15 protein-coding genes are annotated in these 13,847 nt (G+C 67.9%); 9 read left to right on the plus strand and 6 right to left on the minus strand.

Annotated elements, in window-relative coordinates; translation table 11 throughout:
* Nucleotides 1-27: 27 nt before the first annotated feature.
* The 5 genes from iscA to VGF12_RS20190 form a co-directional block, all read right to left on the minus strand.
* The gene (gene iscA, locus VGF12_RS20170; RefSeq protein ID WP_233373042.1) at nucleotides 28-351 is read right to left on the minus strand and encodes an iron-sulfur cluster assembly protein IscA; all 324 of its coding nucleotides are present in this window, start codon (nucleotides 349-351) and stop codon (nucleotides 28-30) included.
* A 1-nt stretch (nucleotide 352) separates the two neighbouring features.
* The gene (gene iscU / locus VGF12_RS20175; RefSeq protein WP_331177840.1) at nucleotides 353-739 is read right to left on the minus strand and encodes a Fe-S cluster assembly scaffold IscU; all 387 of its coding nucleotides are present in this window, start codon (nucleotides 737-739) and stop codon (nucleotides 353-355) included.
* A 20-nt stretch (nucleotides 740-759) separates the two neighbouring features.
* A complete protein-coding gene (locus VGF12_RS20180) occupies nucleotides 760-1,980 on the minus strand; it encodes an IscS subfamily cysteine desulfurase (protein WP_331177841.1) in 1,221 nt (406 codons plus the stop codon).
* Nucleotides 1,981-2,003: 23 nt separating this feature from the next.
* Nucleotides 2,004-2,537 carry a Fe-S cluster assembly transcriptional regulator IscR gene (gene iscR / locus VGF12_RS20185; RefSeq protein ID WP_025563988.1) on the minus strand — a complete coding sequence of 178 codons (534 nt, stop codon included), beginning with the start codon at nucleotides 2,535-2,537 and terminating at the stop codon, nucleotides 2,004-2,006.
* 185 nt (nucleotides 2,538-2,722) lie between these two features.
* Complete coding sequence (locus tag VGF12_RS20190) at nucleotides 2,723-4,723, minus strand: excinuclease ABC subunit UvrB (RefSeq protein WP_414710159.1); 2,001 nt, start codon at nucleotides 4,721-4,723, stop codon at nucleotides 2,723-2,725.
* A 137-nt stretch (nucleotides 4,724-4,860) separates the two neighbouring features.
* Here VGF12_RS20190 and VGF12_RS20195 point away from each other — a divergent pair, with 137 nt between their 5' ends.
* From VGF12_RS20195 to VGF12_RS20220, 6 genes are all read left to right on the plus strand, one after another.
* Nucleotides 4,861-6,054 carry an amino acid aminotransferase gene (locus tag VGF12_RS20195; RefSeq protein WP_331177843.1) on the plus strand — a complete coding sequence of 398 codons (1,194 nt, stop codon included), beginning with the start codon at nucleotides 4,861-4,863 and terminating at the stop codon, nucleotides 6,052-6,054.
* Nucleotides 6,055-6,175: 121 nt separating this feature from the next.
* Nucleotides 6,176-7,513: a polyhydroxyalkanoate depolymerase gene (locus VGF12_RS20200; RefSeq protein WP_331177844.1), complete on the plus strand. Its 1,338-nt coding sequence runs from the start codon at nucleotides 6,176-6,178 to the stop codon at nucleotides 7,511-7,513.
* Nucleotides 7,510-8,154, plus strand: coding sequence for an electron transport complex subunit RsxB (rsxB, locus tag VGF12_RS20205; RefSeq protein ID WP_331177845.1), 645 nt, complete (start codon nucleotides 7,510-7,512; stop codon nucleotides 8,152-8,154). The genes VGF12_RS20200 and rsxB overlap by 4 nt, the downstream gene beginning before the upstream one ends.
* Before the next feature lie 31 nt (nucleotides 8,155-8,185).
* Nucleotides 8,186-8,830: an endonuclease III gene (gene nth, locus VGF12_RS20210; RefSeq protein WP_331177846.1), complete on the plus strand. Its 645-nt coding sequence runs from the start codon at nucleotides 8,186-8,188 to the stop codon at nucleotides 8,828-8,830.
* 13 nt (nucleotides 8,831-8,843) lie between these two features.
* Nucleotides 8,844-9,056, plus strand: a complete 213-nt coding sequence (locus VGF12_RS20215) for a DUF904 domain-containing protein (RefSeq protein WP_331177847.1) — start codon at nucleotides 8,844-8,846, stop codon at nucleotides 9,054-9,056.
* Nucleotides 9,053-9,361 (plus strand): cell division protein ZapA, encoded by a 309-nt coding sequence (locus VGF12_RS20220; protein ID WP_331177848.1) that lies wholly within the window; start codon nucleotides 9,053-9,055, stop codon nucleotides 9,359-9,361. Before VGF12_RS20215 ends, VGF12_RS20220 begins: the two co-directional genes overlap by 4 nt.
* A 9-nt stretch (nucleotides 9,362-9,370) precedes the next feature.
* Here VGF12_RS20220 and VGF12_RS20225 read toward each other — a convergent pair whose 3' ends face one another.
* Entirely contained in the window at nucleotides 9,371-11,233 is a 1,863-nt protein-coding gene (locus tag VGF12_RS20225) for a M48 family metallopeptidase (protein WP_331177849.1), read from the minus strand.
* Nucleotides 11,234-11,608: 375 nt separating this feature from the next.
* On the opposite strand from VGF12_RS20225, the gene VGF12_RS20230 reads away from it, so the two are divergent.
* The 3 genes from VGF12_RS20230 to VGF12_RS20240 are packed head-to-tail and all read left to right on the plus strand — an operon-like array spanning nucleotide 11,609 to nucleotide 13,845.
* Nucleotides 11,609-12,067: an EVE domain-containing protein gene (locus tag VGF12_RS20230; RefSeq protein WP_331177850.1), complete on the plus strand. Its 459-nt coding sequence runs from the start codon at nucleotides 11,609-11,611 to the stop codon at nucleotides 12,065-12,067.
* Nucleotides 12,031-12,876, plus strand: a complete 846-nt coding sequence (locus VGF12_RS20235) for a sulfite exporter TauE/SafE family protein (protein WP_331177851.1) — start codon at nucleotides 12,031-12,033, stop codon at nucleotides 12,874-12,876. Before VGF12_RS20230 ends, VGF12_RS20235 begins: the two co-directional genes overlap by 37 nt.
* 39 nt (nucleotides 12,877-12,915) lie before the next feature.
* Nucleotides 12,916-13,845 carry a peptidylprolyl isomerase gene (locus VGF12_RS20240; RefSeq protein WP_331177852.1) on the plus strand — a complete coding sequence of 310 codons (930 nt, stop codon included), beginning with the start codon at nucleotides 12,916-12,918 and terminating at the stop codon, nucleotides 13,843-13,845.
* Nucleotides 13,846-13,847 lie beyond the last annotated feature (2 nt).

Raw genomic sequence — 13,847 nt, forward strand, 5'->3', positions numbered from 1 at the left:
CCGCGCTCAGCAAAACGTCGGCGCCGATCAGACACGGAAGGATTCGCCGCAGCCGCAGCGGTCCTTCTCGCGTGGGTTGCGGAACTTGAAGCCTTCGTTCAGGCCCTCGCGGACGAAATCCAGCTCGGTGCCGTCGAGATAGGGCAGGCTCTTGGGGTCGATGAGGATCTTGACCTCGTGCCCCTCGAACACGACGTCCTCGGGCGCGGCCTCGTCGGCGTACTCCAGCTTGTAGGCCAAGCCCGAGCAGCCGGTGGTCTTGACGCCCAGGCGCACGCCAATGCCCTTGCCACGCTTGGCGATGTAGCGCTTGACGTGGCGGGCAGCGGCCTCGGTCAGGGTCACCGACATATCAGTTCGTGTGCTTGGCGCGGTAGTCGTCCACGGCCGCCTTGATGGCGTCTTCGGCCAGGATGGAACAGTGGATCTTGACCGGCGGCAGGGCCAGCTCTTCGGCGATCTGCGTGTTCTTGATGGTCAGCGCCTCGTCCAGGCTCTTGCCCTTGACCCATTCGGTGACGAGGGAGCTGGAGGCGATGGCCGAGCCGCAGCCATAGGTCTTGAACTTGGCGTCCTCGATCAGGCCGGTCGCCGGGTTGACCTTGATCTGCAGCTTCATCACGTCGCCGCAGGCCGGGGCCCCGACCATGCCGGTACCGACATCCTCGTCGCCCTTGTCGAAGTTGCCGACGTTGCGGGGGTTCTCGTAGTGGTCGACGACCTTTTCGCTGTATGCCATGGTGTTCTCCTAGTTCGCGATCAGTGCGCCGCCCACTGGATGGTCGACAGGTCGATGCCATCCTTGTACATGTCCCACAGCGGGGACAGCTCGCGCAGCTTGGCGACGCGGTCGGTCAGCACGCTGATCGCATAGTCAATCTCTTCCTCGGTCGTGAAGCGACCGATGGTCATGCGCAGCGAGCTGTGTGCCAGCTCATCGCTGCGGCCCAGCGCGCGCAACACGTAGCTGGGCTCCAGGCTGGCCGAGGTGCAGGCCGAACCGGACGACACCGCCAGGCCCTTCACGCCCATGATCAGCGACTCACCCTCAACGTAGTTGAACGAGATGTTCAGGTTGTGCGGGACCCGCTGTTCCAGGTCGCCGTTGATGAAGGTCTGCTCGATGCCGGACAGGCCCTGCACCAGGCGGTTGTGCAGTGCACGGATGCGTTCGCTCTCCGCGCCCATCTCCTCGCGGGCGATGCGGAAGGCCTCGCCCATTCCGACGATCTGGTGCACAGGCAGCGTGCCCGAGCGCATGCCTCGCTCATGGCCGCCACCGTGCATCTGCGCTTCCAGACGCACACGCGGCTTGCGGCGCACGTACAGCGCACCGATGCCCTTGGGGCCATAGGTCTTGTGCGAGGCCAGGCTCAACAGGTCGATGGGCAGCTTGGACAGGTCGATGGCGACCTTGCCGGTCGCCTGGGCCGCGTCGACGTGGAAGATGATGCCGCGCTCGCGGCACAGGTTGCCCAGCGCAACGACGTCCTGGATCACGCCAATCTCGTTGTTCACGTACATGACCGAGGCCAGGATCGTGTCCGGGCGCAAGGCGGCCTTGAAGGCGTCCAGGTCGACCAGGCCGTTCTCCAGCACGTCGAGGTAGGTCACGTCAAAGCCCTGGCGCTCCAGCTCGCGCATGGTGTCCAGCACGGCCTTGTGCTCGGTCTTCACCGTGATCAGGTGCTTGCCACGGGTCTTGTAGAACTGCGCGGCGCCCTTGAGCGCGAGGTTGTTGGACTCCGTGGCGCCCGAGGTCCAGACGATCTCGCGCGGGTCGGCGCCGATCAGCTCGGCCACCTGGACGCGGGCCTTCTCGACCGCCTCTTCCGCCTCCCAGCCCCAGGCGTGGCTGCGCGACGCCGGATTGCCGAAGTGCTCGCGCAGCCAGGGAATCATCGCGTCCACCACGCGGGGATCGCACGGCGTCGTGGCGCCGTAGTCGAGGTAGATCGGGAAGTGCGGGGTCATGTCCATGGAACGGCTACTTTTGTTTCTTCTTACTTGCTGAACGCGCCGCCCAGGGCGAACACCGAGTTCGGCGCCGTCACGCGGATAGGCTTGAGGACCGGCTGGCTGGAAATCGCGCGCTTGACCGGTGCGGCCTCCACCTCGAAGCCCTTGGCCAGTTGCTCGTCGGCGAGCTTGCGCAGCGAGACGGAATCGAGGTACTCGATCATCTTGGCGTTCAGGTTGGTCCAGAGTTCATGGGTGATGCAGCGGCCGCTGTCCTCGCCCATGCAGTTTTCCTTGCCGCCGCAGCCGGTGGCGTCCAGCGCCTCGTCCACGGCGACGATGATGTCGGCGACGGTAATGTCCTCCGCCTTGCGGCCGAGCGAATAGCCGCCGCCTGGGCCGCGGGTGCTCTCCACCAGCTCATGGCGGCGCAGCTTGCCGAACAGCTGCTCCAGGTAGGACAGCGAAATCTGCTGCCGCTGGCTGATGGCAGCCAGGGCCACCGGGCCTGTATTCTCGCGCAGCGCCAGGTCCAACATCGCGGTGACTGCAAACCGGCCTTTGGTGGTGAGACGCATACAAACTCCTTTGCGAGACGCCCGGGCGGATGTCGTCCGAGGCAATGAATTCGGGTTAACCCGAGGAGCTCAGACAATAGCCGAGCGAATCATTTCCGATGATTTTACTCGACTACTGCCGGCACTCCGGGATCCCCCTCGGTAGCCACAGCCGCCAAGGGGTTTCTTGCTGCAGCGCAGCAGCGTCAGCGCGCGGTGCCTGGCTTGCGCGCACTTTCTAGCGGCACGATGTTGTCGTGCACCAGGGCACCGAAGGCCTGTTCGCGCAATTGCGCCAGTTGGTCGCGCAGGCGGGCGGCCTGCTCGAATTCGAGATTTCGGGCATGTTCCAGCATCTGCTTTTCGAGCTGCGCCATGCGTTTGGCCAGATCCTTCTCCGACAGGTCCTCGACCTTGGCCGCCGCCAGCAACTTCGCGTCGTCGCGGCCGGCCTCCTCGGAATAGACGCCGTCGATCAGGTCCTTGATGCGCTTTTGCACGCTGCGCGGGGTGATGCCGTGTTCCTCATTGAACGCCATCTGCTTGGCGCGACGGCGCTCGGTCTCGCTGATGGCCTTGCGCATGGACTCGGTGATGCGGTCTGCATACAGGATCGCCTTGCCGTTCAAGTTGCGCGCGGCCCGGCCGATGGTCTGGATCAGGCTGCGCTCGGCCCGCAGGAAGCCTTCCTTGTCGGCGTCCAGGATGGCCACCAGCGACACCTCGGGGATGTCCAGTCCTTCACGCAGCAGGTTGATGCCAACCAGCACGTCGAAGGCACCCAGGCGCAGGTCGCGCAGGATCTCGACGCGCTCGACAGTGTCCACGTCGGAGTGCAGATAGCGCACCTTGACGCCGTTGTCGCTGAGGTAGTCGGTGAGCTGCTCGGCCATGCGTTTGGTCAGCGTCGTGATCAGCACGCGCTCACCGGCCTCCACGCGCAGGCGAATCTCCTGCAGCACGTCATCGACCTGGTGCGTGGCGGGGCGCACCTCGACAAGGGGGTCCACCAGGCCCGTGGGCCGTACCACCTGCTCGACCACCTGGCCGGCGTTGTCCTGCTCGTACTGCGCCGGCGTGGCCGACACGAAAACGGCCTGGCGCATCTTGCGTTCGAACTCGGCAAACTTCAACGGCCGGTTGTCCAGCGCGGACGGCAGGCGAAACCCGTACTCCACCAGCGTGGGCGGCGGGTCGCCCGGCTCTGAGCCGGACAGGTGGCGGGTGTAGTTCTCGATGCCCTTGCAATGGCCCACCTCCTGCAGCATCTCCAGGTCAAAGCGCGTGCGCTGCTCGATGCGCTGCGCCTCGACGAGCTTGCCCTCCTTGACGAAGAAGCCTACGCGCTCGCGCAGCTCCTCCTTGATCGTGTCGATGGCTGCCAGCACGCGTTCGCGCGGCGTCACGTAATGGCTGCTGGGGTACACGGTGAAGCGCGGGATCTTCTGGCGAATCTGACCGGTCAGCGGGTCGAACAGTGCCAGCCCCTCAATCTCGTCGTCGAACAGCTCGATGCGCAGTGCCAGCTCGGAATGCTCGGCCGGGAACACGTCGATGGTGTCACCGCGCACGCGAAAGTGGCCGCGGGTGAACTCCATCTCGTTGCGCGTGTACTGCATGCGGATCAGCTGGGCGATCACGTCGCGCTGCCCCATCTTGTCACCCACGCGCAGCGTCATCACCATCTGGTGGTAGTCGCTGGGGTTGCCGATGCCGTAGATGGCCGACACGGACGCGACGATGACCACGTCGCGCCGCTCCAGCAGGCTTTTGGTGCAGGACAGGCGCAGCTGCTCGATGTGCTCGTTGATGGCGCTGTCCTTCTCGATGAACAGGTCGCGCTGCGGCACATAGGCCTCGGGCTGGTAGTAGTCGTAGTAGCTGACGAAGTACTCGACCGCATTCTTGGGAAAGAAGTCCCGGAACTCGCTGTAGAGCTGGGCCGCCAGCGTCTTGTTGGGTGCAAAGACGATAGCTGGCCGACCGAGTCGGGCGATGACGTTGGCCATCGTGAACGTCTTCCCCGAGCCGGTGACGCCCAGCAGTGTCTGGTAGCTCAGGCCATCGTTGATGCCCTCCACCAGTTGCGCGATTGCGGCCGGCTGATCCCCCGCCGGCGGGAAAGGCTGGAACAGCTGAAACGGCGAGCCTTCGAAGCTGACGAATTCGCCCTTGCGTTCCTCCGAGTCGCTTTCGGGGCCGGGCATGGCGTTCAAGGCTTCTTGCATGGGGACTTCCCTGGGTTCACGGGCAAAATTGCTGCGCTGCGAAACCAGGCAGGTTAGCGCAGACCCCCGATCTTCAAGCCCTCCCCTGCTGCCAACGTCCTTTCAGGAAACCCGTCATGTCCCAGTCGCTTTTTGCCGATGTCGCCCTTGCCCCCCGTGATCCCATCCTCGGTCTGAACGAGCAGTTCAATGCCGACACCCGCGCCGGCAAGGTCAACCTCGGCGTCGGCGTCTACTACGACGAGAACGGCAAGCTGCCGCTGCTGAAATGCGTGCAGCAGGCCGAGGCCGCCATGGCCGCCACGCTCAAGCCGCGCGGCTACCTGCCCATCGATGGCATCGCCGCCTACGACAAGGCCGTGCAGAAGCTGGTGTTCGGCAGCGAACTCAAGCACGTCGCCACCGTGCAGGCGCTGGGCGGCACCGGTGCGCTGAAGATCGGCGCCGACTTCCTCAAGCACCTCAGCCCCGGCGCCAAGGTGCTGATCTCCGACCCGAGCTGGGAAAACCACCGCGCGCTGTTCACGCAGGCCGGCTTCACGGTCGAGACCTACCCCTACTACGACGCAGCCAAAAAGGGCATCAACTTCGACGGCATGCTGGCCGCGCTGAACGCAGCCCCCGCCGGCACCGTCGTCGTGCTGCACGCCTGCTGCCACAACCCCACCGGCTACGACATCAGCGCCGAGCAATGGGCCCAGGTCGTGGCCGCCGCCAAGGCCAAGCACCTGACGCCCTTCCTGGACATGGCCTACCAGGGCTTCGGCTTCGGCCTGAAGGAGGACGGCGAGGCGGTGCGCCAGTTCATGGCCGCCGGCGTGGGCTTCTTCGTGTCCACCAGCTTCTCCAAGAGCTTCTCGCTGTACGGCGAGCGTGTCGGCGCGCTGAGCGTGGTCTGCACCGGCGATGACGAGGCCGCCCGCGTGCTGTCGCAGCTGAAGATCATGATCCGCACCAACTATTCCAACCCACCCACGCACGGCGCCCAGGTCGTCGCCCAGGTGCTGTCCGACGACGCGCTGCGGGGTCTGTGGGAAGAGGAACTGGCCGGCATGCGCGTGCGCATCAAGGCCATGCGCTCGGCCCTGGTTGCGGCGCTGAAGTCGGCCGGCGTGACCCAGGACCTGTCCTTCGTCACCGAGCAGCTGGGCATGTTCAGCTATTCCGGTCTGTCCGCCGCCCAGATGCAGCGCCTGCGCAACGAATTCGGCGTCTACGGCGTGGACTCGGGGCGCATCTGCGTCGCGGCGCTGAACGAAGGCAACCTGCCCGTAGTGGCCGCCGCGATGGCGGCCGTCATGAAGGGCTGAAGCCCTCACGGAGTGCGAAGGATTGGCGGTTTGGCCGCCGATCCTGATGCTGCACCGCACAACGGCGAAAGCGTTTTCTGGCACCATTGACGCTTCCCCGCTCCCAGATTCAAGGCCGGTCATGCTGTATCAGCTCTTCGAAACCCAGCGCGCCCTACTCAGCCCTTTCTCCGAGTTCGCGGCGGCGTCGGCCAAGCTCTACAGCCACCCGCTGTCGCCCTTCGCGCACACGCCGATGGCCCAGCGCCTCTCGGCCGGGCTGGACCTGGCACACCGCCTGGCCAAGGACTACGAGAAGCCCGAGTTCGACATCCGCTCGGTCGAGGTCGACGGCGTGGACGTCGCCGTGCAGGAACTGGTGCCGCTGGAGAAGCCCTTCTGCCGCCTGCTGCGCTTCAAGCGCTACACGGACGACCTGAAGGTGCTGGCCAAGATGAAGGACCAGCCCACCGTGCTGGTCGTCGCGCCGCTGTCCGGGCACCACGCGACCTTGCTGCGTGAAACCGTCAAGCAGTTGCTGAAGTCGCACAAGGTCTACATCACCGACTGGACCGACGCCCGCATGGTGCCGCTGGAGGTCGGTCCCTTCCACCTGGACGACTACATCCGCTACGTCCAGGAGTTCATCCGCCATGTCGGCGGCGCCGACTGCCACGTCATTTCCGTCTGCCAGCCCACCGTGCCGGTGCTGGCGGCCATCTCGCTGATGGCGTCGGTCGGCGAGGCCACGCCGCGCAGCATGACCATGATGGGCGGCCCCATCGACGCCCGCAAGAGCCCGACTGCCGTCAACAACCTGGCCATGAACCGCAGCTTCAGCTGGTTCGAGAACAACGTCATCTATCGCGTGCCGACCAACTTCCCCGGCGCCGGCCGCGAGGTCTACCCGGGCTTCCTGCAGCACACCGGTTTCGTCGCCATGAACCCGGACCGCCACCTCACCTCGCACTACGACTACTTCCTGGATCTGGTGCGCGGCGACGACGAGGGCGCCGAGGCCCACCGCCGCTTCTACGACGAGTACAACGCCGTGCTGGACATGCCGGCCGAGTACTACCTCGACACCATCAAGACTGTCTTTCAGGACTTCGCACTGGTCAACGGCACCTGGCAAGTGGATGGCCAGTACGTCCGGCCCCAGGACATCAAGACCACGGCACTGCTGACCGTCGAGGGTGAGCTGGACGACATCTCCGGCGCCGGCCAAACCCGGGCCGCCCACGACCTCTGCTCCGGCGTGCCCAAGCAGCACCAGTTCCATTACGACGCCATCGGAGCGGGGCACTACGGCATCTTCTCGGGCCGTCGCTGGCGCGAGAAGGTCTACCCCGAGGTGCGCGACTTCATCGCCAAGTACGAAGCCGCACCGCTGAAGCAGACCGCCAAGGTCACGGTCGCCAAGCCGATCGCCAAGCCGGCCGCCAAGCTGGCCGCCAAGCGCACGCGACGCCAGGCGTGAACCTCGCAGAGCTGATCGACGCCGCGCTGCCGCAGACCCAGTGCACCCGCTGCGGTTACCCGGATTGCCGCGCCTACGCCGACGCGATCAGCGCGGGTGATGCCGACATCAACCAGTGCCCGCCCGGCGGCGCCGAGGGCGTGCGCCGGCTGGCCGCCCTCACCGGCCGCCCGGCTCTGCCGCTGAACCCCAACAACGGCGTCGAGGCCACCCGCGGTGTGGCCGTCATCGACGAAGCCTGGTGCATCGGCTGCACGTTGTGCATCAAGGCCTGCCCGGCCGACTGCATCGTCGGAGCGCCGAAGGCCATGCACGTCGTTGTGGCCGCCCAGTGCACCGGGTGTGAACTCTGCGTGCCGGCCTGCCCGGTGGACTGCATCTCCATGCCCGAGGTGACCGCGGCCACCGGCTGGGCCGCCTGGAGCCAGCCGCAAGCCGCCGAGGCCCGCGAGCGCTACGCCTTCCGCCAGTTCCGCCGCCATCGCGAGGCCGAGGAGAACGAGGCGCGCCTGATGGCCAAGGCTGAGGCCAAGCTGGCCGACCTGCCGGCGGCATCGGTCATCACGGATCCGGCGCAACTGGACCGCAAGCGCGCCGTCATCGAGGCGGCGCTGGCGCGCGCCCGCGCCAAGCGCGGCTGAGCGCTGCCGAAGCCGGCCGACAATGACCGGCATGAACGCCGCCCAAGTCGAACGCTTCTTCGCCACGCTGAAGGCTGCCAACCCGGCGCCGCAGACCGAACTGGAGTTCGCCAGCGTCTTCGAGCTGCTGACGGCCGTGCTGCTGTCCGCGCAGGCCACTGACGTCGGCGTCAACAAGGCCACCCGGCGCCTGTTCGCCCAGGCCAACACGCCGGCCGGCATCCTGGCGCTGGGGGTGGAGGGGCTCGAGTCCCACATCAAGACCATCGGCCTGTACCGCAGCAAGGCCAAGCACCTGCTGCAGACCTGCCGCATGCTCGTCGACCTGCACGGCGGCGAGGTGCCGCGCACGCGCGAGGCGCTGGAGGCCCTGCCCGGGGTGGGCCGCAAAACGGCCAACGTGGTACTCAACGTCGCCTTCGGCGAACCGACCATGGCCGTGGACACCCACATCTTCCGCGTCAGCAATCGCACGGGCCTGGCCCCTGGCAAGACGCCGCTGGCCGTGGAGCTGGGCCTGCTCAAGCGCATACCGCCGGCCTACAGTGTGGATGCCCACCACTGGCTGATCCTTCACGGCCGCTATGTCTGCCAGGCGCGCAAGCCGTTATGCAACGTTTGCGCCGTGGTCGACGAATGCGACTACGGTCGCCACCTAAAATCAGCAGCCGCCTGACACCCGCCCATCCATGGCCAGCCTGACCGACCTGACCGACCGCGTGGAGCGCCTGCTCCTTCGCCACGACGAAATCCTGCGCACAAACCTGCTGCTGCAGGTGCAGCTGACCGCCATCACGCAGGAGCGCGACAGCCTGCGCTCTCGCCTGAACGCGGCGCGCGCGCGCGTCGACGCGCTGCTGGAGCGCCTGCCCGCCGAGACCCCGAAGGAGGAGCAGCCATGAAGCAGATGGAAGTGACCATCATGGGCCAGAGCTATCTGCTTGGCTGCCCCGACGGCGGCGAGGCCGCGTTGACCGCGGCCGTGGCGCAGGTGGACCGCGAGATGAGCGCCATCCGAGACGCCGGCAAGGTGAAGGCACGCGAGCGCATCGCCGTGCTGGCGGCGCTCAACCTCGCCTACCAGCTCGCCGAGACGCCCCGGGAGGCAGCGCCGCGCGCGGCTCCTTCGGCGGCCTCGGGGCCCGAGCTGGATGCCCTCGTCAAGAGGCTGGACGAGGCGCTGGAACACGACGGACAGTTGCTCTAGGCGCCCGGCCTACGCCTGCATGCGCGGGTGGATGGGCTCGAAGGCGCCACGGCGGATCTCGTCCAGCGTCGGCGACTCCCCCGCCCAGAGCGCAAGCGCCGGCCCCGGCAGGCTGAGGTTGCCCTCCAGCCAACGGCACAGCGCAAAGCGGTCCTCGTCCGCCATGCCCGGCAGCTCGACGAAGACGAGGTAGGCCCGGCGGCGCGGGAACTCGCGCAGGGTCTTGCTCACGAGCCAGCAGCGCGCGACGGGCTTGCAACGTGCCAGCTCCGCCTGCACCTCTCCCAGCTCGAACGCGGACAGATCGTGCCGCGTGATCTGGCCGAAGTACGGTGTCTGGCGCAGCTCCTCCCAGGCCCGCTCCTCCCCCGCCTCCGCCTGCCGGGCCCGCTCGCGCCAGAGCTTGAGCGCGGCGGCGTCATGCACCAGGCCCGCACGCGGCGTCTCCAGTTCATCGACGGCCTGGCGAGCGGCCCACCAGCGGTGGTCGCCACCCGCATCCCACAGGCGTTGCAGCACCTGCAGCCGGGCCACGCGGTCACCCTGGGTCAGCGTCGCCGCCAGCCCCAGCAGCGCGCCCGGGTGCTCCGCGCTGCGCTGCAGCGCGAGCTCGTACAGCGGACGCACGTCCGCATGGCGATCGAGGCAGCGGCGCAGCCTGGCCTCCTCGACGAGGTCATTGGCATTGCCGGTCGCCCGCGCAGCCGCCAGCGCCTGCAGCCGCTCGCGCACGCGAACCAGCCAAGCGTGCTGCTGTTTCCAGTCTCCGGCGTTGTCCTTGCACCATTGGCGATCGAAATGCGCAATCCAGCGTTCCGTCCCTTCGCCGAGCAGCGACAGCGCACCACGTCGTGACCACTCCGGCAGCACCGCCTGGGCACCCAGCGAGGCCACGCGGTCACGCAGGCTGGGGTGGGTATCGTCCAGGTCGCTGACGCGCGCCAGGGCCTGACGCAGGGCCTCGCCCGCAAAGCCGGGCTCGGGCGGCTGCAGCAATTGCGCGCGCATCACCTTGAATGGCCCGACGGGCAGCGCCGCCTCGGCCGCGCCGCGCCAGTGGTCACCCCAGAATTGCTGCTGGAGCCAGGCGCCCCGCACCTCGATCTCCACCAACGCCGCCGCTGCCGCCTCGTGACCCACCAGGCGGCCAGCGATGCGGTCGGCTTCGTACTCGTCCTGGCGTGCCAGCGCGAAGGTCTTGGCCGCGAAGCGCGGAAAGTACCAGTTGAGGAAGGCCTGCGTGGCGGCCGCGGCCATGCCGGAGTCGTTGCGCATGCTGTCGTGCAGGCGCAGCCACGACTGCCGCGTGCGGTAGATCCACGCGGCAAAGCGCCCATGATTGCCACGCAGATGCCCGTATTCGTGCGCCAGCACGGCGTACAGGCGCGGCTTGTCCAGCGCCATCAGCAGCGGCAGGCCAACAGTCAGCGTGTTCACCGCACCGCCCAGCAGCCCCCAACGCGGCGTCTGCCGGATGCTGGCATTGAACTCGGCGTCCAGGTAGACGGCATGGATGGGCGGCCCGTGGATCTTCTTGCGGATGCGCTCCAGGGCCTCAAACAGCACCGGGGCCTCGCGCGCCGTGAGGGGCATGCCGTCGGGGGCATCCAGGCGCACCCACAGTGCCCGCAGGCTCGCCCACAGCAGGCCCAGGGCTCCCAGCAGGCCCCACAGCAGCCCGATGCGAAAGCGCCCATGCAGCAACTGCGGCAGCAACCAGGCCACCAGAGCGGTCGCCAGCGCCAGGCAGCCCAGCACCCAGACGTAGCCCAGGGCTGCGAAAGCGGCGACGCCGCGGCGGTAGGCGCGGCTGTCCTGCGCACTGGCCTGCTCGCTCACGCGCACCATGTGCACGAAGTCCGCCTGATTCATGAAACCCTCCCTGAAGCTCATCTCTTTTCGGCGCCGCATCCTAGCCACCTTTGCAGGTTCTAGAATCACCCCCGTCCACCGCACCGACGGGCTTTTATTTCCTTCATCCGATGCTCTATGAGCAAGGGCTTGGAAAATTCCGGACGGGCGTGATCGTCTCGCGTCAGATGAACCCGAAGTCCGGCTGACCTCGCCCACCTGATTACCCCTGGGTGTTCAGGATCTCGGCCCCCGGATCGCGGTGGACACCTCTTTTCACGAGCCCCCCTACCGGCTTCGCCGGCCCCCGCCAGGGGTTGAACTCGGCGGTCTGGCAAAGCCAGTGCCTCGGGTTCCGCTGGGGCAGGCACGACGTCTTGTCCCTGCGGAGGAGCAATGCGCTACTGGCTGATGAAGTCCGAGCCCGACGAGGCCTCCATCCTCGACCTGCAACGGGCCGGCACCCTGCCCTGGACCGGCGTGCGCAACTACCAGGCGCGCAACTTCATGCGCGATGACATGCAGCTCGGCGACGGTGTGCTCTTCTATCACTCGTCCTGTCCGGAGCCCGGCATCGCGGGTCTCGCCGAGGTCTGCAGCGCGGCCTATCCCGACGCGACGCAGTTCGACCCGACCAGCCCCTACCACGACGCCAAGTCCAAACCCGAGGCGCCACGCTGGGTGCACGTCGACGTGCGCTGGCGCGAGACGACGCGGCTGCTGAGCCTGAAGGAGATGCGTGAGGCTCCCGAGCTGGCCTCTATGCGCGTGCTGGAGCGGGGCAGCCGGCTGTCGATCACGCCGGTCACGCCAGACGAATGGCGGGCGGTGCTGAAGCGGCTGCATTCGACGTGACGGCCCCTCTCGTCATCGAGCTGCTGGCGCTCGGACTCGGGGCAGGCTTCCTGGCCGGCCTGCTGGGCATCGGCGGCGGCATGCTGATGGTGCCCTTCCTGACTCTCATCCTGGGCCAGCGCGGCGTCGAGGCCGGGCTGGCGGTCAAGATGGCCATCGCGACCTCGATGGCGACCATCATGTTCACGTCGCTGTCCAGTGTGCGCGCCCACCACAAGCGCGGTGCCGTGCGCTGGGACCTCGTCCGGGGCCTCGCCCCGGGGATCCTGCTCGGCGGCCTGATGGCCGGCGCGGGCCTGTTCGCGCTGATCAAGGGCGCCTGGCTGGCCCTCGTGTTCGCGGCCTTCGTCAGCTTCTCGGGCTGGCAGATGCTGCGCAACAGGCGCCCTGCGCCCAGTCGCCAGATGCCCGGCACGGCTGGCCAGCTCGGCGCCGGCGCCGGCATCGGTCTGCTGTCGGGCCTGGTGGGTGCCGGCGGCGGCTTCGTCAGCGTGCCCTTCATGGTCTGGTGCAACATCCCGGTGCACTTGGCCGTCGCGACCAGCGCCGCCCTCGGCTTCCCGATCGCCGTCGCGAACACGCTGGGCTACGTCGTCGGCGGCTGGGGGCTGGCGCCGGCCCTGCCGGGTGCCCTGGGCTATCTCTACCTGCCGGCACTGGCGGTGATCGCCGTGGCCAGCGTGACGATGGCGCCGCTGGGCGCCCGCGCGGCACACGCGATGGACGTGGGTCAGCTGAAGAAGGTGTTTGCGGGCCTGCTGTTCGCACTCGCGGCCTACATGCTCTGGAAGGGCCTGGCCCAGCTGTAGGCGGCCCGCGCGCCGGGGCAGCCGTTAAGCTCCGCGCCCATGAAACACACCGCCCTCGTTCTGGCCCTGGCCGGCCTGATGTGCAGCGCCGCCGCGGCCGCGCCCGCCAAGCCCCCCGCCAAGAAGAAGACCGCCGCGGAGATCCTGACCTCATCGCCTGCCGGCGACTGGCGCGCACTGGATCCCGACAACACGCTGCTCATGGAGCTCGCTTCGGGCCAGGTCCTCATCGAGCTGGCACCCCGCTTCGCGCCGGCCCATGCGGCCAACATCCGCGCGCTCGCCCGGGGCGGCTACTGGGACGGCCTGGCAATCGTGCGCGTGCAGGACAACTTCGTCACCCAGTGGGGTGACCCCGACGGCGAGGACGCCGCCAAGGCCAGGCCGCTGCCCGCGGGCGCGGCGGCCAAGCTGCCGGCCGAGTTCTCGGTGCCGCTGGACCGCGTGGGCAAGGCCGCCCGCTTCGCCAAGCTGCCCGACGTGGACGGCTGGGCGCCGCGTACCGGGTTCGCGGATGGCTTTCCCGTCGCCGCCGATCCCAAGGCCGGCAAGGCCTGGCTGGCACATTGCTACGGCATGGTCGGTGCCGGCCGCAGCGACGCCGTCGACTCCAGCAACGGCACCGAGCTCTACGTCGTGATCGGCCATGCGCCGCGCGGCCTGGACCTGAACATCACTGTGGTCGGCCGCGTCATCAAGGGCATGGAGCTGCTGTCCGCGCTGCCCCGTGGCAGCGCTGCCCTGGGCTTCTACGACAAGCCCGAGCAGCGCACCGGCATCCTGCGCGTGCGCCTGCTGGCCGAAGTGCCGGCGGCCGAGCGGCCGGCGCTGCAGGTGCTGAAGACCGAGTCGGCCACCTGGACCCGGTTGCTGGACGCCCGGCGCTATCGCGGCGGCTGGTTCGTGCACAGCCCGGGCCACGTCGACGTCTGCAGCGCCGGCGTGCCGACGCGGCCGACACCGCCCTGAGC

Origin of the sequence: Roseateles sp. (genome assembly GCF_036404855.1) — a bacterium.
In the GTDB taxonomy this organism is placed as follows: Bacteria; Pseudomonadota; Gammaproteobacteria; order Burkholderiales; family Burkholderiaceae_C; genus Pelomonas.

What these genes read in the sequence shown, in the direction of transcription:
- iscA (WP_233373042.1), bottom strand. Translation starts at nt 351, where the DNA reads ATGTCGGTGACCCTGACCGAGGCCGCTGCCCGCCACGTCAAGCGCTAC.
- iscU (WP_331177840.1), bottom strand. Translation starts at nt 739, where the DNA reads ATGGCATACAGCGAAAAGGTCGTCGACCACTACGAGAACCCCCGCAAC.
- VGF12_RS20180 (WP_331177841.1), bottom strand. Translation starts at nt 1,980, where the DNA reads ATGGACATGACCCCGCACTTCCCGATCTACCTCGACTACGGCGCCACG.
- iscR (WP_025563988.1), bottom strand. Translation starts at nt 2,537, where the DNA reads ATGCGTCTCACCACCAAAGGCCGGTTTGCAGTCACCGCGATGTTGGAC.
- VGF12_RS20190 (WP_414710159.1), bottom strand. Translation starts at nt 4,723, where the DNA reads ATGCCCGGCCCCGAAAGCGACTCGGAGGAACGCAAGGGCGAATTCGTC.
- VGF12_RS20195 (WP_331177843.1), top strand. Translation starts at nt 4,861, where the DNA reads ATGTCCCAGTCGCTTTTTGCCGATGTCGCCCTTGCCCCCCGTGATCCC.
- VGF12_RS20200 (WP_331177844.1), top strand. Translation starts at nt 6,176, where the DNA reads ATGCTGTATCAGCTCTTCGAAACCCAGCGCGCCCTACTCAGCCCTTTC.
- nth (WP_331177846.1), top strand. Translation starts at nt 8,186, where the DNA reads ATGAACGCCGCCCAAGTCGAACGCTTCTTCGCCACGCTGAAGGCTGCC.
- VGF12_RS20215 (WP_331177847.1), top strand. Translation starts at nt 8,844, where the DNA reads ATGGCCAGCCTGACCGACCTGACCGACCGCGTGGAGCGCCTGCTCCTT.
- VGF12_RS20220 (WP_331177848.1), top strand. Translation starts at nt 9,053, where the DNA reads ATGAAGCAGATGGAAGTGACCATCATGGGCCAGAGCTATCTGCTTGGC.
- VGF12_RS20225 (WP_331177849.1), bottom strand. Translation starts at nt 11,233, where the DNA reads ATGAATCAGGCGGACTTCGTGCACATGGTGCGCGTGAGCGAGCAGGCC.
- VGF12_RS20230 (WP_331177850.1), top strand. Translation starts at nt 11,609, where the DNA reads ATGCGCTACTGGCTGATGAAGTCCGAGCCCGACGAGGCCTCCATCCTC.
- VGF12_RS20235 (WP_331177851.1), top strand. Translation starts at nt 12,031, where the DNA reads ATGGCGGGCGGTGCTGAAGCGGCTGCATTCGACGTGACGGCCCCTCTC.
- VGF12_RS20240 (WP_331177852.1), top strand. Translation starts at nt 12,916, where the DNA reads ATGAAACACACCGCCCTCGTTCTGGCCCTGGCCGGCCTGATGTGCAGC.